Source organism: Bradyrhizobium sp. AUGA SZCCT0169 (genome assembly GCF_018130085.1).
Lineage (GTDB): Bacteria > Pseudomonadota > Alphaproteobacteria > Rhizobiales > Xanthobacteraceae > Bradyrhizobium.
Genome location: NZ_JAFCMC010000003.1, coordinates 60,876 through 78,713, shown reverse-complemented (window position 1 = coordinate 78,713; position 17,838 = coordinate 60,876). Strand labels below are relative to the sequence as shown.

The window sequence follows — 17,838 nt, the reverse complement described above, 5'->3', positions numbered from 1 at the left end:
GAGCAAAGGGGGTGACGTCAAGCCAAATATGAATTACGAGTCATAATTCATCTAACGGGAGATCGGGCCGGAATCGGGCCTTTTGAGCCGAGAAATGATCAACCTTTCGAGCTTCATCGCGTTTCACGCCAGGCGGACGCCAGGCCGCTGTGCGCTGAAATACCGCGGCGAGGAGATCTCCTACGCCGACTTCCACCGCCGCATTGGCCATGTGGGCGGCTGGCTCGCGGCGCGCGGCATTGGCGCCGGCGATGTCGTCGCGGTGCTGATGAAGAACAGCGCCGCGTTTCTCGAACTGGTGTTTGCGACCAGCCACATCGGCGCGGTGTTCCTTCCGATCAACTATCGGCTGTCGGCCGACGAGGTCGGCTACATCGTCGGCAATTCCGGCGCACGCATTCTGATCGCGGACGAAGAGCTGGCCGGCATCGCAGCAGGAAACGTTCCCGTGCTGCTGCTCGATGAGGCCGCGCAATCCGGCATCTCGCGGCTCGCGCCTGACATCGCCCCCGCCCCGGCGCATCCAAGACAACCACGCGACCTGATGCGGCTGATGTACACGTCAGGCACCACCGACCGGCCCAAGGGCGTGATGCTCACCTATGAGAACATCTATTGGAAGTCGGCGGACCAGACGCTGGTGCTCGGACTGAACGCCGAGACGCGGTTGCTGGTGGTCGGCCCGCTCTACCATGTCGGCGCGCTCGATCTACCGGGGATTGCGGTGCTGTGGCACGGCGGCATGCTTTCCATTCACCGCAACTTCGAACCCGAGCAGGCGCTGGCGGCGATCGAAGCCGAGAAACTGAACGCGGCATGGTTCGCGCCCGTCATGACCACGGCGATCCTCACCTGCCCGACCCGCGACAGCTTTGACGTCTCGAGCCTGCGATGGGCGATCGGCGGCGGCGAGAAGACACCGGAAGCGCGCATCCGCAGCTTCTCCGAATATTTTGTGAACGCCCGCTATATCGACGCCTATGGCCTGACGGAAACCTGCGGCGGCGACACTTTCATGGAGCCCGGCCGTGAGATCGAAAAGATCGGATCGACCGGTCGCGCCATTGCGCATGTCGAGATCGAAATCCGCGACGATGCCGGCCATCGCCTTCCATCCGGCGCGAATGGCGAGATATGCCTGCGCGGACCGAAGGTCACGCAAGGCTACTGGAACGATCCCGAGAAAACCGCAGCCGCTTTCTTCGGCGACTGGTTCCGCACCGGCGACGTCGGCTACCTCGACGAGGACGGCTTCCTCTACCTCACCGATCGCAAGAAGGACATGATCATCTCCGGCGGCGAGAATATCGCCTCTTCCGAAGTCGAACGCGTGATCTATGAATTGCCGCAGGTGCGCGAATGCGCCGTCATCGGCATGCCGGACGCGCGCTGGGGCGAGAAGCCCGTCGCCATCGTGGTGCTGGGAGAAGGCGCGGCGCTGGAACTGCCTGCCCTCACCGATCATTGCCGCGCGCGGCTCGCCGGCTTCAAGGTGCCGAAGCAATTGATCATCCGCGACAGCCTGCCGCGTAACCCGTCCGGCAAGGTGCTCAAGCGCGTGCTGCGCGCCGAACTGGAGGCTTCATGACGCAGGCAACGCCAGCCAATTCCGGCAAGGTCACAAAACTCAACCGCGTCGAGCGCAACGCCTGGACCAAGCGCAAGATTTTCGATGCCGCGACCAAGATCGTCGGCAAATACGGCTATGCCGAAGCCTCGGTCGCCCGCATCACCGAGGAAGCCGGCGTCGCGCAGGGCACGTTCTACAATCATTTCGAGAACCGCCAGGAACTGCTGGATCAATTGCTGCCGAAAATCGGCATCGACATGGTGCGCTTCATCCGTGCGCGCACCGGCACGGCACAGACCGCGCAGCAGGAAGTCGAACGCTTCAGCGCCTTCTTCGACTTCATCCGCGAGGTGCCGGAATTCCTGCGCATCCTCAACGAGGCCGAGTTCTTTGCGCCGATCGGCTACCAGAAGCATTTTGATAATATCTCGACGGCCTATGTCCGCATCCTGAAGCGTGCGCGGCTTGCCGGCACGGTTGATAGCTATAGCGACGAGGAGTTCGAGGCGATCGTTCAAATATTGATGGGCGCGCGCGGCTATCTGAGCCGGCGCTATTCGTACTCGGACGGTGCGGTCACGGCCGTGCCCGACCATGTCATCTCCGCCTACCAGAAGCTGATGACGCGCGGGCTTTTCAATTCAGCCGGCAAAGGCAACGAACCATGAACGCTGAGGGTATCGTTCTCGTCACCGGCGGAAGCCGCGGCATTGGCGCTGCCACCGCCATGCTTTTGGCCGAACAGGGCCAGCGTGTTGTGATCGCTGACATTGCGCCGGAGCCACTGGCCGGCATCAGGACGATCCTGTGGCCTGCCCCGTTCGATGTCGCCAGCGAGAGCGCAGTCGTGAGCGGCATCGCCGATATCGAGGCCGCGCACGGCCCGATTACCGGCCTCGTCAATGCCGCCGGCGTGTTCGGCAAGATGCATCCGGTCGAGCGGGTGCGGATGGATCAATGGGACCGTGAGGTCAATATCGACCTGCGCGGGACATTCTTGGTCGCCCGCAGCGTCGGCGTCAAAATGGCCGAGCGCCGGCATGGCGCCATCGTCAATGTCGCATCGGTCGCGGGCATGACGTCAGGTCCGATCCACGCCTACACCGCCGCCAAGGCCGGCGTCATTCAGATCTCACAGACGCTTGCCGCCGAATGGGGCCGTACCGGCGTGCGCGTCAATGCCGTCTCTCCCGGCTTCACCCGCACCGCGGCGCTCGAAGCCGGCATTGCCTCCGGCGCGCTGAACAAGCGCCTGCTCGAAAGCCCGACTGCGATGAACCGGCTGGTCGAGCCGATCGAGGTCGCGCAGGCGATTGCGTGGCTGCTGTCACCGATGAGCAGCGGTGTCACCGGCATCAACCTGCCGGTCGACGCCGGATATATCGCCGGCACCAGTTGGGCCGCCTATGGCGGCCTGCGCGAAGCCCCGGACGCGTAACAAGGATACCAGCATGAACATCGAAATGCCCCGCCAGAAACTCGATCTCGCATCGGCCATCGCCGAAGGCGATATCCGCGTGCTGCTGATGGTGCTGGTCCACATGACCGGCGATGAACGCTGGCTGGAGCCGCCGTACAAGCCGCGGCGCGACGTTCGCCTGATCCCGGATCCCGAGGCCGGCTTGCCCCGCGAAGTGCAGGACGAAATCCGCGCTGAGGTCGTGAAGCTGTTCGCCAATGGCGAGCCCAGGCCCGTGATATCAGACCCCGGCGACGAATTGATGCTGAAGATGATGCGCGCGACGCTCGGCGAAAACGTCACGCCGGAATATGCGCCGCTGATGCGCGAGGAAATGGGCTTTATCCCCCGCGACATCAGCTGGACCAAACCTCCGGCCGAGGACAAACTGGCGCAGCAGCATGTGCTGATTGTCGGCGCCGGCGTCTGCGCGATCGCACTTGGCGTCGCGCTCGGCCGCCTCGGCATTCCCTACACCATCGTCGAGAAGAACGCGGAACTCGGCGGTACCTGGTATGTCAATCGTTACCCCGGTTGCGGCGTCGATACGCCGAACCACTCTTACTCCTTCTCGTTCGGCGCCCGTAATCCATGGACGCGCTACTTCGCCCAGCGTCAGGAATTGCTCGACTATCTCAAGAAGGTCGCGCTCGAATACAACATTCGAAAGCACCTCCGCCTCAACACCGAACTGACGTCTGCGCGCTGGGATGAGAACAAGCGGCGCTGGATTTCGACGCTGAAGACGGCTGACGGAGAGGAGATCTTTGAATCGACGACCCTTGTCAGCGCGATCGGCCAGCTCAACGACCCATCGCCCGCGCATTTCAAGGGCGAGGAAGATTTCAAAGGGCAGACGCTGCATTCAGCGCTATGGTCGGACGAAATCAAGCTCGACGGCAAGCATGTCGCTGTCATCGGGACCGGCGCCACCGCGATGCAACTGGTGCCGTCGATCGCCGACCGGGTGGCATCGCTGACCGTCTATCAACGGACCGCGCAATGGGCGCGGCCGGTCGCAGGCTATTCCGACCCGATCAGCGACGGTGCGCAATGGCTGCTCGCCCATCTGCCGTTCTATGTGCAGTGGTACCGCTTCAACATGTTCTGGCGCTACGGCGACGGCCTGCTGCCGTTCCTGCGCAAGGATCCGAACTGGCCGCATCCCGAGCGCGCCGTAAACAAGGGCAACGACCGCCACCGCGAGGAGTTGACGGATTTTATCCTGTCCGAACTGAAGGACCGTCCCGACCTGATTGAAAAATGCGTGCCGACTTATCCGCCCTACGGCAAGCGCATCCTGCTCGACAACAACTGGTTCAAGACGCTGACAAAACCGAATGTCGAACTGGTCACCGACAGCATCGACCATTTCACAAGTGACGGCATTGTCGCGTCGGACGGCAAATCGCGGCCGGCTGACATCATCGTGATCTCGACCGGCTTCAAGGTCACCGAGATGGCAGCGCGCCTCAACATCACCGGCCGTGACGGCAAGGACCTCAGGCGGGCCTGGGCCCACGATAACCCGACAGCCTATCTCGGGCTCACCGTGCCTGACTTTCCGAACTTCTTTGTCATGCTCGGCCCGAACTCCGGACCCGCGCATGGCGGCAGCGTGATCTTTCAGTCGGAGTGCCAGAGCCGCTACATCAGTGCCTGTCTGGTCGAGATGATCGAACGCGACATCGCCGCGATCGATGTTCGCCGCGACGCGCACGATCAATACGTTCAGAAGGTCGATGCCGAGCATGAGCAGTTGATCTGGTCTCATCCGGGCATGACGACTTACTATCGCAACAGTCAGGGCCGGGTGTTCTCGGCGATGCCGTGGCGGTTCGTCGATTACTGGGCGATGACTCATGATCCCGACTTCAACCAGTATCACCAGACCAAGGCGTGAGTTCATCGCTTTAATGGCGATCGAGAGCGGAACCATCTTCCATTCGGCGGGCGTATGCACGGGAACCCAAGTGCGATTTTTCTCAGCATAAACTTGACACCTGACAATATCTGCCGCAGCATTTGTCATGCTGCACCTGTCGGGGTGAACGGAGCGTTCGGCTCCCCGCTTCGCAGGAATTGGCGACCGATCATGTGATCGAACTGCAAGCAGCGGATGCGGACATAAGTCCGTCGGCCCACTCTTGGAGAGGAGCATGACGCCACCGGCTCAAGCCAGTGACCTTGCTCGACGGCAAGGTCTCGACGCAATTGGGTGAACAGCAGCTGCTAACCCTGTTGCGCCGCTCTAAAAATCCAAACCTATCGGCAGGATCGGAGCGCAAAGGCCACGCGCTTCTCGATACTGAAAATGTACTGGTGTGTACCAGAAATCCTTCGCCTATAACGAAGATGTAGGGCCCCGCGATGCCTTAGATGCACCGGGGCCCATTCGTTTGGGTCGATCGCAACTTTCCCGCAATCGGTGAGGCCTCCTCAGATTGCTTCCGTCGTTCGGATCGGAAACAATTACCCGATCGGAAGGGAACGGCGATGGCGAAACTGCGCGTGCGCATCTACACCGACTACAAGAGCCCCTACGCCTTCGTTGCCAACAAGCGGCTGTTCGAGCTCGAGGACGAACACGACGTCGAGCTGGAATGGCTGCCCTATACGCTACGCGTCGCCGAGTTCATGGGCACCGTGGAAGAGCGTACGCCGCATTTCTGGCGCAAGGTGCGTTACGCCTACATGGATGCGCGGCGCTATGCCAATGCGCAGGGCCTCATCATGAAGGGCCCGCGGCGCATCTATGATGCCTTCTATGCCAGCGCCGGCATGCTGTTCGCGCAGCGTCATGGCCTGTTTCGTTCCTACCACGACACGGTGTTCCGGCGCTTCTGGAGCCATGATCTCGAAATAGACGAACTGTCGGATATTGCCGGCGTGATTGCATCGGTTGGCGGTTCGGCCGAGGAATTCAAAGCCTACGTCCACGGTCCGGCTCGGGCCGAACACGACCGCATCATCGACGAGGCGGAGGAACTCGGCGTGTTCGGCGTACCGACCATGGTGTTCAACGGCGAACTGTTCTGGGGCGGCGACCGCATCGACCTGTTGATCGAGCGCATCAAGAACCCTGACTCGATCGCAGCCGCACTGGGCAGCCGGCACCGCAAGTGAGCCTGCCCGGCTGCTGTTTTCAATCTGTTTACCATCTTTGGCTAGCCTGCCCGGTGCTGGAAACGCCGGGACCGGGGCATGTTCAGAGAAAGCCAACCGATCGCCTATGACGCGCCTGCCGACCTGAAGAAGTGGCCATCGCTGAAAAACGAGCGGGTCACCAGCAAGACGCGGTATCTCGTTTACGGAACATTGGCTGACTGCATCCGGCAATTGATGGCTAAGCCGATCAAGCAGATTTCGCTCTACGACATCGTCACCGAACGCCAGCCGGCATTCGACGGCAATGTGCTGTCACCTGGTGACGCCGCCGAAGTTGCGATGCGCAAGGATTTCCCGAAGGATTGAGCTTCTCAGGAGGCTGAGATCAACTCGCTTTTCGTCATGGCCGGGCATAGCCGTCCAAAGGACGGCGTCGCTTCCGCTCGCCTATGTCCCGGCCATCCACGTCTTCCTTGCTGTCAACCTGAAAAGACGTGGATGCCCGGGTCAAGCCCGGGCATGACGACTTTCGCGGTAATCAGGCTCTCAAGAAGCCATCAAATGAGACCAGCACCCGGTACGCTCCAGCACGGGCCTTAGCACGGCCCGGTCCCTCGCGCTGAGCGCTGCGAATTTGTCGCGCAGCTGTTGCAAACACTTCACCTGATATTTGAATGGCGCCAGCGTATAAGGCAGGCCCCAGACGTTGATCTCCAGCCGATCGAGACCATTTTCAAAAGCCTTCGCGTTGGCGACGAGGAATGGCAGATAGAGTTCGCCGGCGATCCGCAGCAGCGCCTCGGCCATACCGCTGAGTGCCTGTTCGCGCGGATACCAATCACCCTCGACGCCCGAAGCGTCGTCCAGCCGCCGCACCCAATGATCGGTAAAGGGCGCCTTCTCGCGCATGATCCGCATCGGCGTCGGATCGGTCGCCATTTCGCTGAGCTGGCCGAACCAGGCGAAATCGGCAAGCGACGGCCGGCTGCCGAACAGATAGTTCGTCATGCCGACATGCGGCTCGAACGCCGCAAGCATTCGCAAGTAACTTTCCTCGAGCAGCGGCTTGTTCTCCGCGGTCGCACCGAGAATAGCCATCCGTGAAATCTGCCGCTGGCGGAATTGCTCGATCTCCTCAGGGCTGCCGGTTACAGCCTCCGACACCGACCACTCTTCGCCGGCCCAGCGCGAGACATACGCCTGATCCTCCGGATCCCACCATCGATACAGAAACAACGGCTTGACCGCCCATTCGTCGGCGAGATCTTCCAGCAGGTCGCACACGAATGCGACCGCCTTGTCGTCGGGGATGACGGACCGTACCTGATGACGGCGCTCCAGATCGTAGGCCAATGTCGTGGTTTCGCCACGAAACGTGCCGTCAGGATATTGCAGCACCGGGATCAGGTTCGGCCGCAGATGTTCGGTCGCCCTGCGCAGCGCCTTGGTCATGATGACCCAGTCAAAGGGAATCCGGCGATAACGCATCAGCGCGCGCAGCTTGATGGCGTAAGGCGACGCCGTCGATCCGATCAGCCGATAGCGGCCTTCAGTCATGGTACTCCCTCGATCGTCCCAAGCCTGAACGCCGGACAGGCGATACTGCCATCGAGGCGGATTTGCGCCAACCGGCGCATTCGGATTTCGCCCGTCAGACCTGCAATAAACCGGCATGGCTTGCCTTGCGGCGCAGCGAGTTCTGCAGCTATCGTGCGCCTGAATTATCGGGCGCTACCCGACACCCAGTAAATTCCGCCCAGTGGAGAAACGCCATGAGTCCCCCCGTGAGTTCGCCTGCCATCAAGGTCGTGAGATCGGTTCGCGAGCAGGTCAGTGCGGAGGAATGGCAGGCACGAGTGGATCTGGCAGCCTGTTATCGCCTGACGGCGATGTACGGGATGACCGAGATGGTTGCCAACCACATCTCCTGCCGGGTGCCGGGAACTACGGACCAGTTCCTGATCAACGCATACGGCATGCTGTACGAAGAAATCGACGCTTCCAGCCTGATCAAGGTCGATGTCAACGGCAACACGATTCTTAATGCGTCGGACTACGACGTCAACGTAGCCGGCTTCGTCATTCACAGCGCCATCCATATGGCCAAGCACGACATGGATTGCGTGGCGCATACGCACACACCGGCCGGTATGGCCGTCTCGGCCATGGAATGCGGGCTGCTCCCGCTGGCGCAAACTTCAATGCGGTTCCTCCACATCGCCTATCATGATTTTGAGGGCATTGCCGATAACGTCGACGAGCGCGCGCGGCTGGTGCGAGACCTTGGCGATCATGAAGCCATGATCCTGCGCAATCACGGCCTGCTCGTCGTAGGCCGCACCGTTCCGGCAGCCTTCAATGTGTTGTTCCGCCTTGAGCGAGCTTGTCAGGTTCAGGTCATGGCGCTGTCCTGCAATACCAAGCTGGTTTACCCGCCAAAGGACATCCTCGAAGATACATACGAGCGTATGCAGCCGAAGCCAGGCCGGGGTGCGCGCAACGGCGATCTCGCCTGGCCAGCGCTGTTGCGCAAGCTTGACCGTGCCGATCCATCCTATCGCAACTGAGACGTCGTTCCGGCCCATTGAACACCGCACGAACTTTGGGCGGGCGTTGCCTGTAATTTGATCGCACATACCGTCGCTAAATCGCGGATGCTGGTCGTCGATGAGGCGATAGGTGCGTCCCGATGAAGACGTTCATTCGAGTGGTTGAACTGTGGGTACCGGACCGGACCCGCACGCGACTGGAATTCGGCGGCAGTCTTTGCAGCGAGGAGTATTCGGAGTTCAAGGCCGTCAGCGAAAACGCGCTGTTCGCCTACGACGAAGGGTTGCCCGGCAAGGCCTGGGCCTCCGGTCATCCGGTCATTCTTACCAAATTTGCCAACTCCTACTTCAAACGGACCGACGAGGCGATCGAAGCCGGGCTGACCTGTGGCGTGGCGCTGCCGGTGTTCGCCGGTGAATTCCTGATGGCTGTCATGGTGCTGTTCTGCGGCGACGACGAGAAGCACGTCGGCGCCATCGAGCTCTGGCACAATGATGCCGACGTCAGCCACGAAATGGGGCTTGTCGACGGCTATTACGGCACGGCCGACATGTTCGAGTTCAATTCACGGCACACCAGGTTTCCGCGGGGCTTTGGCCTGCCCGGACGGACCTGGAAAGCCGGCATGCCGCTGATCATCAAGGACCTGCACAATTCCAAGCGCTTCCTGCGCTGGGAAGAAGCCTCCGAAATCGGCATCAATTGCGGTGTCGGCATTCCCTACACGACGTCACCTGAAAGAACCTGGGTGATGACGTTCCTGTCCGCGCAGGCGACCCCGATCGCAAAGCGTTTTGAAATCTGGGTGCCCAATCCATCGCGATCGGCACTGGTCTTTCATTCCGGCGATTGCAGCAAGAATACCGAGCTTGAATCGATCTACGCGTCAAAGAGCATCGGCAAAGGCGAAGGCAGTATCGGTGGAGCCTGGGCGACGGGCATGCCGGCGATCAACGAGCATCTGAAGGTCGATGAGTCAGTTGCGGCGCAGGCGGCGCGTGCGGCCGGGATGAATCAGATCGTCGTGCTGCCGGTGATCGAGAACGCCCAGCTCAAGGCCGTCCTCGCCTGGTATCTCTGAACGATCGGATCAACGCGCCATAGGCTGGCGCAGCGTCCCGAAGAAGTCCCGCACCTCGCGCACAAACAGCTCAGGCTGCTCGAAGGCAGCGAAGTGACCGCCTTTCGGCATTTCGCGCCAGTGCCGGATATCGGTATAGCTTCCTTCCATCCACCGCCGCACCGGTGTGACGATCTCCTTGGGAAACACGGCAACCCCGCTCGGGATCGTGACCTTGTGGGGCGTCCGGCGCTTCGGCCCAAAACTCTCCCAATAGAGGCGCGCCGATGAGGCCGCGGTCGCCGTCACCCAATACAGCATGACATTGTCGAGCAGTTCGTCGCGGCCGAGGATGTTCTCGGGATGCCCGTCGCAATCGGTCCAGGCCCAGAATTTCTCGAGGATCCACGCCGCCTGGCCGCTCGGCGAATCCGTCAGCCCATAGCCCAGGGTTTGCGGCCGGGTCGATTGCTGCTTGGAATAGCCGGAATCCCAGTCGGCATAGTATTTGATGCCCTGCAGCGCCCGCGCTTCCTCCGGCGTCGGCTGTCCGTCCACGTTGGGGCGCGCCGACATCGCCAGCGTGATGTGAATGCCGGCGCAATGTTCGCCATCCTGCGCGCCCAGCGCGGTGGTCACCGCCGAGCCCCAGTCACCGCCTTGCGCGCCATAACGCGCATAGCCAAGACGGTTCATCAGCACCGCCCATGCGGAGGCAATGCGATCCACGCCCCAACCTGCCGTGGTGGGTTTGGCCGAAAAGCCGAAGCCGGGCAATGACGGGCAAACGACGTGAAACGCGTCGGCGGCATTGCCGCCGTATGCGGTCGGGTTGGTGAGCGGCTCGATCACCTTGTGGAACTCGACCACGGAGCCCGGCCAGCCATGGGTGATGATCAGCGGCATCGCCTGCGGATGCGGCGAGCGGACATGCAAGAAGTGAATGTCGAGCCCGTCGATTTCGGTCGTAAACTGCGTAAAGCGATTGAGGCGCGCCTCGCGGGCGCGCCAGTCGTATTCCTCGGCCCAGTACCGGCAGACGTCCTTGATCCATTTCAACGGCGCGCCCTGGCTCCAGTCGTCGACCAGTTCGGCCTCCGGCCAGCGCGTGTTCCGCAACCGTGACTTCAGATCATCGAGCACATCGTCGCCGACCGAGATGCGATAGGGTTTGATTTCAGCGCTCATGAAGAATTCTCACAATGCCTGATGGCAAGCTGCAATCACATCCTGCCGACTTCATATGCGTGACATTACGCAGACGCGTCAGCTTGATGCAAATTGACGGGCCGGTCGAGACGTTCCGGAGCGCTGTCGATTGCTCCTCCCTTGACCTTGCGGCCGTTGTGCGGCGCTGGCGCGTCAGGGCGCCAGACGCTGCTTGAAAAACCCCAAAATCTCGTCGCGGGCTGCGATGGTCGGCTGGCCGGCCTCGTCGATCAGGTGAGCGGTCACGACACTGTGCGGCGTCGTGACGTAGCGCTCGAAGAACTCGGGAACATCGGTGTTCGCCGCATTGTCGGGAAGCACCCGGCCGATGAAGCGGTCGCCAAGCGCCTCCTGATAGGCCGCAAAGCGTTGCGCCATGCAAAACTTGTCGCCCTCGAAGCGATAGGCCAGCACGGTCAGATCTTGGCGATCGAGCCGTTCGCGCACCGCCTTGACTTCGTCCGGCGCGATTTCGATGCCGGCCGGATCGTTCAGCGGCAGCGACGGCTGGGACAGGACCGGCGCCAGCATCGACGGCTCCAGCATCATCGTCAGCGCGAAATTTCCGGTAAAACACATCCCGATGGCGCCGACGCCGGGACCGCCGCACTCCCCATGCGCAAATCTCGCCAGCGACCGCAGCCACTTCGTCACCGGGCTTGACTGGTTGGCAGCCAAGGCCCGAAACTCGGCGCTCACGCAGGCGCGTTGAAACACGGCGGTGCCCTCTTCCACGTTGGGAACAGCGCCATCGCGGCCGAACAGTGAAGGCATGTAGACCGTGAACCCGGCGTCGCGAACCCAGCGGGCGAAACGCGCGACGTAAGGGCTGATGCCCGGCATCTCCGTCATCACGATGACCGCAGGACCGCTGCCGGCCACATGTACAGCCTTGCTGACACCGTCGAGTGCAATCTCGCGGCGCTCGAAATCCTCGAGCGGGTCATCCTGCTTCATGGATCGCTTTGGCATTTGGCGTCACTCCCTGCGCGCGCAACGATCGGCGCCGCCGGATTTGACGACGCCGCGTCAGCCTTGATGCCGATCATTGCGATTCGGCGCCGGATTGCCTAGTGTCAAAAATGACATTAATCGGGAATTTTTGGACATGACCAGGGTGACGGTCGTTGAAATCGAGGGCTGCCTGGCTTCCGGCGCCGCCATCACCCATGACGTGATGGCGACGGCCAACCAGATCAGCAAGAAGGCCAGACGCACATTGGCGTTCGATGTCACGACGGTGCGCCTGGGCCCGCGCCGGAAGCGAGAAAGGCTGCGTGGCGCCGACCTCGTCATTGTCCCCGGTCTTGGCCTCGGAGTTGCGTCAGCGGACGAACTCGACGCGAAACTGAAGAGCCCGGCCTGCCGGCATGCTTGCGACATGCTGATTCAATCGTTCGAAGCCGGCGCAGCGCTCGCCGCGGCGTGCGCAAGTACTTTCCTGCTCGCGGAAACCGGATTGCTGGACGGCCGGCGGGCGACCACGACATGGTGGCTCGGCCCGCTGTTCCGCGAGCGCTATCCGATGGTCGAACTGGCGAGCGACCGGATTGTCGTCGCCGATTGGCCGATTGCGACCGGCGGCGCGGCGATGGCGCAGATGGATTTGATGCTTGCCATCGTCGGCAAGTTTGCCGGACCGAAGCTGGCCAGCGCCTGCGCCAATTATCTGCTGCTGGATGAACGGCGCTCCCAAGTGCCGTTCATGGCGATCAATTATCTGGCGAGCCAGGACCCGAAAATCGCCAGAGCGGAAAAATGGGTGCGGGAAAATATCGCACGCGATTTTGCCATCGACGAACTCGCCGAGGCCGTCGCACTCGCGCCGCGCACCTTTGCCCGGCGCATCGCGGCGACCTGCGGCGTTTCGCCCATTCAGTTCATTCAACGCATCCGCCTTGAGACCGCAAGAACCCTGCTTGAGACCACGCGCCTGTCGGTCGAACAAATTTCCCGGCAAGTAGGCTATGCGGAGCCGTCCACCCTTCGCCGCCTCATCCGGCGCGATACCAAACGTTCACCCGGGCATTTCCGGCCAGCGGCCTGAATCATCGCCCGCGGGGATTCCTTGCGATCGTCTTGCCGATAAGTTCGGCACCGGCATCGATTTCGGTTTCATTCCAGGCGGCGAATCCAAGGAACAGCCCGTGCTCGGCGGCCTTTCCAGTGAAGTGACGGGAAAGCGGCCGCGCCGTAATGCCAACCTTGGCCAGATCGGCCACGAGACGGCAGTCATCCGATCCCGGTTCCAGCCGGGCGAGAAGTTGCATGCCGCCGGCCGGCGGCGTGACCGTGAGCTTGCTTCCGGCCGCTGAAGCCAGCGCATGTGTCAGCCGGTCACGGCGGCCGCGATAGATGCGGGTCATCCGGCGAATATGGGCTGCGAAATCGCCGTCGCCGATAAACTCCGCCAGCGCGAGCTGCACCGCACCCATCACCATCTGGCCGGTATGCCGCTGCATCCTCTCGAATGTCTCAACGAGGCCGTCGGGCACGATCGCGTAGCCCACGCGGATATCCGGCAGCATCGGTTTCGAGAAGGTCCCGACATAGAAGACGTTGCTGGCCGTATCGATACCCTGCAACGCAACCACCGGCCGACCGTCGAAATGAAACTCGCTGTCATAGTCGTCCTCGATAACAGCCGCGCCCGCTTCCGCGGCGAATGCCAGCAGTTCCTGCCGCCGCTTGATCGGCATCAGCCTGCCCGTCGGGTATTGATGCGAGGGTGTGCAGAAAATCAGCCGCGGACGATCGTTGCGCCCTGCCAGGCGCAATCCGCTCCGATCCAGCGTCACTCCCTTGACCCGTGCACCGGTCGCCTCAAGCGCCACGCGCGCGCCGCCATATCCCGGGCTTTCGATCCACGCCAGATCGCCCTCATTGAGTATGACCCGCGAGATCAATTCGATGGCCGCCTGGGCCGACGATGTAATGATCAACCTTCGCGCGTCGGCCTTGACGCCGCGATGCTCCACGAGATGACTGAGCAACGCCGCGCGAAGAGCCGGATGGTTGGCCCTGATTCCCGCCGCATGCCTGCTGCGGGCCGCACGGCGCAGGCAGCGCGCCCACACCTCGTGTGGAAATTCGCGGGCATCGGCGAGCCCCGGAGCAAATGGCCGCGGACTCCCGCCTTCGTTCGTGAAGTGCCAGTCCGACCGGCTGACCTGCCTGGCCCAACGGGACACCCGCATGAAGCCGGAAGGCTCATGATCCGGAGATTGATCACCGGAGACCAGCTGCATTTTCTCGACCGCCGCGACCACCGGCCGGCGTCCGCGTGCGACGACGATGTAGCCTTCCACCGCCAGCTGATCGATGACCGTTGAGACCGTGTTTCGCGAGACCCCGAAATCTTCCGCCAGCACCCGGCTGGACGGCAGCCGGTATCCTCGCGGCAAGGCGCCCGACAGGATTGCGGTGCGCAGGCGATCGTAGATCTGACGCGCCAGGCGCCCGCCATCCTGCGGGACGAACTTCAGATCGATCGTTCCGGAGAGCAGGCTGGACAAAACTGGCTCCATAATTTTCTTGAAAATGGACCTATCAATCGTGCCAGTCAAGGTTATGGTTTGTGCGGCCCAATCCGCCAATAGGGATCATCATGCAGACCCATCTGTCGCGCCGCGGCGCATTCCTGCTGTTCGCGGTGATCGTGATCGCCTGGGGCCTGAACTGGACGATTACCAAGACCCTCGTGCAGAGCGTCACGCCGCTGTGGATCACGGCAATTCGTTGCGCCATCGCCACCGTGGCCCTCGCGATGCTTCTGTTCGCGCGGGGCGAGATGATCGTGCCGCGCCGCGGCGATCTGCCTGTGATCTTCGTCAATTCGATATTTCATATGGTGGCATTTTCAGCGCTGGTCGCATTCGGGCTGCAATTCGCCCCGGTCGGCCGTTCAATCGTCCTTGGCTACACGACCCCGCTTTGGGTGATGCCTGCCGCCTGGCTGTTCCTCGGCGAGAGAATGACGCCATCGCGTTCACTGGGAATGGCCGTTGGCCTCGCCGGCCTCGCCCTCATGTTCAATCCACTCGCCTACAATTGGGCCGACGCCAACACCCTGGCCGGCAGCGGCTGCATCCTGCTGGCTGCCCTGTGCTGGGCGGTCAGCATCGTATACGTGCGCGCGCACCGCTGGATTTCCACGCCCTTCCAGCTGGGGTTCTGGCAAACGCTGCTCGCCACGCTGGTGGTCTCCGTGCTGGCGTTTCTAAAGGACGGTGTTCCGCATCTGGAATGGAATGCGCAGCTGGTTGGGCTGTTTCTCTTCAGCGGGATCATCGGAACGGCATTGGCCTATTGGGCGATGGCGACGGTCAACCGCAGCTTGCCCGCCGTCGTCACATCGCTCGGGCTGCTCGCGACACCGGTCGTCGGGGTCGCAAGTTCTGCGCTTATTCTCGGCGAGGCAATCCATATCGATCTGGTGGTCGCTATGCTGCTGATCCTGGGAGGGATCGCCATCGGAACGATTCCGCGCCGGGAAGCGCTGCCAGCGTAAACAGCTGGGCGCCACTCGTCGTAGTATCGAAGGCTGATGCGTTGCATCGTCGTTCTCCTGCGCTTGAGGGACATCAGCAACGCGTGGTTGACATTCACGTTGATCCTGCAACGATATCCGTCGTGGCCACAAGATCCTGCAAAAGCAGGACTCACGCAGGGCAAGAGGAAACGCATGAAGCCATTCTGTCGTCGCGCACTTCTTGTCGCCTTCAGCGCCCTCCTGTTTGGTGGCCCGGCCACGGCACAGGATTATCCATCCCGGCCCGTCAAGATCGTCGTGCCCTTTCCTGCCGGCGGCTCCAACGACATCATCGCCCGCATCGTGGCACAAAAACTTGGCGAGCGGACCAGCCAGACATTCCTGATCGAAAATCGCGCCGGTGCCGGCGGAAATATCGGCGCGGATGCGGTCGCGACTTCGGAGCCGGACGGTCACACGCTGCTGCTGACGGCGCCGCCGCCGCTCACCATCAACGCGGCGCTCTACAAGAGCCTGCCTTACGATCCGGCAAAGGCGTTCGCTCCGGTGGCGCTGGTCGCCTCGGTGCCTATCGTGCTCGCGCTGAATCCATCGGTGGAAGCCAGGAACGTCGGGGAACTCATAGCGCTCGCCAAGGCAAAGCCGGGCACCATCAACTTCGGATCCTCGGGCAACGGCTCCACCAATCATCTTGCGGGCGAATTGCTGAAGAGCATGACCGGCATTAATATCGTTCACCTCCCCTATCGCGGTGCTGCACCCGCCATGAACGATCTGATCGCGGGGCACATCCCCATGATGTTCGACAACATCCCGGCAGTGCTGCCGCAGGTTCAGGCCAAGACCATCAGGGCGATTGCCGTGGCCGGCGCCACACGCGCGAGCGCCCTTCCCGATGTGCCGACGGTCGCAGAATCCGGCGTGCCCGGCTTCGAGGCCTCCGCCTGGTTCGGGCTGGTGGCACCGGCGAAAACGCCCGCGCCGGTGCTTGCGAAGCTGCAGAGCGAGGTCGACGCAATCCTGAAGATGCCCGACGTGCAGAAGCGCTTCACCGAACTCGGTGCCGAGACGGCTGATATTTCGGGCGCGGCGTTCGGACAATTCCTCGCCGAGGAAACCGCGAAATGGACAAAAATCATCCAGTCATCGGGCGCGACGGTGAACTAAAGCGTTTTCCAGCGAAGTGGACATCGGTTCGCGTTAAGAAGACGCGTCAAATCAAAAATCTGGCGTGTAACACATGCTCATGGGACTACGCCGAGCGCCGTCAGTTCGGCGTTGGCGGCCTCCCACTCGTGGAAACTGCGCGGACAATCGCTGGCCGCCAGACGGAAAAGGCGGGTTGCTTCGTCTTTCAACCCCTTCGTCAGCGAGAGCTCGCCACTGTAAAAATTCGCCTCGCAGACCTGCCCCCTCTTCCTGCTGGCGTCACGATGGTCTGCGGCAGCAAGTGCGGCAGCGGGCGTTATCTGGCCCATGAACAATCTGATGATAGGCGCCGGCCAGACGTTCATGTCGATCCGGGAACTGGTTTGCGCCAGGCGGCTCGGGAGATTGTTTCGCTGACTGGCGATCTCGACCCACAGGGCCAGATAGACATCATCCGGTGCATGCGCACTTGCCTGGTCAAGATCGGCCAGCGCCTTTTCGGCCGAGCCAGTAAAAAGATACGAACGCCCGCGAGCAAAGTAGGGCAAGGAGGATTTGGGATCGAGCCGGATCGCCGCGTCGAAGTCGGTGATAGCGCGGTCGTTGTCGCCCTTGGCGCTGAAGGCGATACCTCGACCGAGGAAGGCCTTGGCGTGCTTGGGTTCGAGCCGGATCGCCTCATTGTAATCGGCAATGGCGCGGTCATTGTCGCCCTTGTCGTGGTAGGCGCTACCTCGATTCTGGAAGGCCCTGGCGAATTTTGGATCGAGCCGGATCGTCTCATTGTAATCGGCGATGGCGCGGTCGTTGTCGCCTTGGTCGCTGTAGGCGTTGCCTCGATTGTTGAAGGCCATGACAAACTTGGGATCGAGCCGGATCGCCTCGTTGAAGTCGGCGATGGCGCGCTCGTTGTCGCCCTGTTCGTTGTAAGCGGCACCTCGATTGTTGAAGGCCATGGCCAATTTAGGATCGAGCCGGATCGCCTCATTCAAGTCGGCGATGGCGCGGTGGTTGTCGCCCCTGGCGCGATAGGCGACAGCGCGATTGTTATAGTAAGCCGCCAGATCGCGCCCTTTCGGTTTCCCCGACTTGATGCTCCGGCTACAGGCCGTGATCGTAGCCTCGGGATCTTGCACAGAATCGCACTGGTCAGCGGCGGCTGAATAACCGAGGAATATCGTAGCGGCAAAAAGCGCGCTCCAAAATCTCCAATCCGTGGGCCTCATGCCATTTCCCTGAGC

16 protein-coding genes are annotated in these 17,838 nt (G+C 61.8%); 11 read left to right on the top strand and 5 right to left on the bottom strand.

Annotation, left to right across the window (positions count from 1 at the left end):
• Positions 1-94 precede the first annotated feature (94 nt).
• The 6 genes from JQ609_RS04030 (at position 95) to JQ609_RS04005 (ending at position 6,503) form a co-directional block, all read left to right on the top strand.
• Positions 95-1,588 (top strand): AMP-binding protein, encoded by a 1,494-nt coding sequence (locus JQ609_RS04030; RefSeq protein ID WP_212272108.1) that lies wholly within the window; start codon positions 95-97, stop codon positions 1,586-1,588.
• Entirely contained in the window at positions 1,585-2,238 is a 654-nt protein-coding gene (locus tag JQ609_RS04025; protein ID WP_212272107.1) for a TetR/AcrR family transcriptional regulator, read from the top strand. Before JQ609_RS04030 ends, JQ609_RS04025 begins: the two co-directional genes overlap by 4 nt.
• Positions 2,235-3,008 carry an SDR family NAD(P)-dependent oxidoreductase gene (locus tag JQ609_RS04020; protein WP_212272106.1) on the top strand — a complete coding sequence of 258 codons (774 nt, stop codon included), beginning with the start codon at positions 2,235-2,237 and terminating at the stop codon, positions 3,006-3,008. The genes JQ609_RS04025 and JQ609_RS04020 overlap by 4 nt, the downstream gene beginning before the upstream one ends.
• 13 nt (positions 3,009-3,021) lie before the next feature.
• Positions 3,022-4,932, top strand: a complete 1,911-nt coding sequence (locus JQ609_RS04015; RefSeq protein WP_212272105.1) for an NAD(P)/FAD-dependent oxidoreductase — start codon at positions 3,022-3,024, stop codon at positions 4,930-4,932.
• Between the two features lie 593 nt (positions 4,933-5,525).
• On the top strand, positions 5,526-6,155 hold the full coding sequence (locus tag JQ609_RS04010; protein WP_212272104.1) for a 2-hydroxychromene-2-carboxylate isomerase: 630 nt from the start codon (positions 5,526-5,528) through the stop codon (positions 6,153-6,155).
• Positions 6,156-6,233: 78 nt separating this feature from the next.
• A complete protein-coding gene (locus JQ609_RS04005; RefSeq protein ID WP_212272103.1) occupies positions 6,234-6,503 on the top strand; it encodes a hypothetical protein in 270 nt (89 codons plus the stop codon).
• A 180-nt stretch (positions 6,504-6,683) separates the two neighbouring features.
• Here the strand turns inward: JQ609_RS04005 and JQ609_RS04000 are convergent, their stop codons facing one another.
• On the bottom strand, positions 6,684-7,694 hold the full coding sequence (locus JQ609_RS04000) for a glutathione S-transferase N-terminal domain-containing protein (protein WP_212272102.1): 1,011 nt from the start codon (positions 7,692-7,694) through the stop codon (positions 6,684-6,686).
• A 215-nt stretch (positions 7,695-7,909) separates the two neighbouring features.
• Between JQ609_RS04000 and JQ609_RS03995 the strand changes: the two genes are divergently transcribed.
• Both JQ609_RS03995 and JQ609_RS03990 read left to right on the top strand, forming a co-directional pair.
• A complete protein-coding gene (locus JQ609_RS03995) occupies positions 7,910-8,704 on the top strand; it encodes a class II aldolase/adducin family protein (RefSeq protein ID WP_212272101.1) in 795 nt (264 codons plus the stop codon).
• A 122-nt stretch (positions 8,705-8,826) separates the two neighbouring features.
• Entirely contained in the window at positions 8,827-9,768 is a 942-nt protein-coding gene (locus JQ609_RS03990) for a GAF domain-containing protein (protein ID WP_212211168.1), read from the top strand.
• 9 nt (positions 9,769-9,777) lie between these two features.
• On the opposite strand, the gene JQ609_RS03985 is transcribed toward JQ609_RS03990, so the two are convergent.
• The gene (locus JQ609_RS03985) at positions 9,778-10,935 is read right to left on the bottom strand and encodes an epoxide hydrolase family protein (RefSeq protein WP_212272100.1); all 1,158 of its coding nucleotides are present in this window, start codon (positions 10,933-10,935) and stop codon (positions 9,778-9,780) included.
• 174 nt (positions 10,936-11,109) lie between these two features.
• Positions 11,110-11,928: a dienelactone hydrolase family protein gene (locus JQ609_RS03980; RefSeq protein ID WP_212272099.1), complete on the bottom strand. Its 819-nt coding sequence runs from the start codon at positions 11,926-11,928 to the stop codon at positions 11,110-11,112.
• A 136-nt stretch (positions 11,929-12,064) separates the two neighbouring features.
• Between JQ609_RS03980 and JQ609_RS03975 the strand changes: the two genes are divergently transcribed.
• Positions 12,065-13,003 (top strand): GlxA family transcriptional regulator, encoded by a 939-nt coding sequence (locus JQ609_RS03975; RefSeq protein WP_212211164.1) that lies wholly within the window; start codon positions 12,065-12,067, stop codon positions 13,001-13,003.
• Between the two features lies 1 nt (position 13,004).
• Here JQ609_RS03975 and JQ609_RS03970 read toward each other — a convergent pair whose 3' ends face one another.
• Positions 13,005-14,471: a PLP-dependent aminotransferase family protein gene (locus JQ609_RS03970; RefSeq protein WP_249127636.1), complete on the bottom strand. Its 1,467-nt coding sequence runs from the start codon at positions 14,469-14,471 to the stop codon at positions 13,005-13,007.
• 92 nt (positions 14,472-14,563) lie between these two features.
• On the opposite strand from JQ609_RS03970, the gene JQ609_RS03965 reads away from it, so the two are divergent.
• On the top strand, positions 14,564-15,466 hold the full coding sequence (locus JQ609_RS03965) for a DMT family transporter (RefSeq protein ID WP_212272097.1): 903 nt from the start codon (positions 14,564-14,566) through the stop codon (positions 15,464-15,466).
• 174 nt (positions 15,467-15,640) lie between these two features.
• Positions 15,641-16,615 (top strand): tripartite tricarboxylate transporter substrate binding protein, encoded by a 975-nt coding sequence (locus JQ609_RS03960; protein ID WP_212272096.1) that lies wholly within the window; start codon positions 15,641-15,643, stop codon positions 16,613-16,615.
• 77 nt (positions 16,616-16,692) lie between these two features.
• On the opposite strand, the gene JQ609_RS03955 is transcribed toward JQ609_RS03960, so the two are convergent.
• Complete coding sequence (locus JQ609_RS03955) at positions 16,693-17,823, bottom strand: tetratricopeptide repeat protein (RefSeq protein WP_212272095.1); 1,131 nt, start codon at positions 17,821-17,823, stop codon at positions 16,693-16,695.
• Between the last annotated feature and the right edge of the window lie 15 nt (positions 17,824-17,838).

What these genes read in the sequence shown, in the direction of transcription:
- JQ609_RS04030 (WP_212272108.1), top strand. Translation starts at nt 95, where the DNA reads ATGATCAACCTTTCGAGCTTCATCGCGTTTCACGCCAGGCGGACGCCA.
- JQ609_RS04025 (WP_212272107.1), top strand. Translation starts at nt 1,585, where the DNA reads ATGACGCAGGCAACGCCAGCCAATTCCGGCAAGGTCACAAAACTCAAC.
- JQ609_RS04020 (WP_212272106.1), top strand. Translation starts at nt 2,235, where the DNA reads ATGAACGCTGAGGGTATCGTTCTCGTCACCGGCGGAAGCCGCGGCATT.
- JQ609_RS04015 (WP_212272105.1), top strand. Translation starts at nt 3,022, where the DNA reads ATGAACATCGAAATGCCCCGCCAGAAACTCGATCTCGCATCGGCCATC.
- JQ609_RS04010 (WP_212272104.1), top strand. Translation starts at nt 5,526, where the DNA reads ATGGCGAAACTGCGCGTGCGCATCTACACCGACTACAAGAGCCCCTAC.
- JQ609_RS04005 (WP_212272103.1), top strand. Translation starts at nt 6,234, where the DNA reads ATGTTCAGAGAAAGCCAACCGATCGCCTATGACGCGCCTGCCGACCTG.
- JQ609_RS04000 (WP_212272102.1), bottom strand. Translation starts at nt 7,694, where the DNA reads ATGACTGAAGGCCGCTATCGGCTGATCGGATCGACGGCGTCGCCTTAC.
- JQ609_RS03995 (WP_212272101.1), top strand. Translation starts at nt 7,910, where the DNA reads ATGAGTCCCCCCGTGAGTTCGCCTGCCATCAAGGTCGTGAGATCGGTT.
- JQ609_RS03990 (WP_212211168.1), top strand. Translation starts at nt 8,827, where the DNA reads ATGAAGACGTTCATTCGAGTGGTTGAACTGTGGGTACCGGACCGGACC.
- JQ609_RS03985 (WP_212272100.1), bottom strand. Translation starts at nt 10,935, where the DNA reads ATGAGCGCTGAAATCAAACCCTATCGCATCTCGGTCGGCGACGATGTG.
- JQ609_RS03980 (WP_212272099.1), bottom strand. Translation starts at nt 11,928, where the DNA reads ATGCCAAAGCGATCCATGAAGCAGGATGACCCGCTCGAGGATTTCGAG.
- JQ609_RS03975 (WP_212211164.1), top strand. Translation starts at nt 12,065, where the DNA reads ATGACCAGGGTGACGGTCGTTGAAATCGAGGGCTGCCTGGCTTCCGGC.
- JQ609_RS03965 (WP_212272097.1), top strand. Translation starts at nt 14,564, where the DNA reads ATGCAGACCCATCTGTCGCGCCGCGGCGCATTCCTGCTGTTCGCGGTG.
- JQ609_RS03960 (WP_212272096.1), top strand. Translation starts at nt 15,641, where the DNA reads ATGAAGCCATTCTGTCGTCGCGCACTTCTTGTCGCCTTCAGCGCCCTC.
- JQ609_RS03955 (WP_212272095.1), bottom strand. Translation starts at nt 17,823, where the DNA reads ATGAGGCCCACGGATTGGAGATTTTGGAGCGCGCTTTTTGCCGCTACG.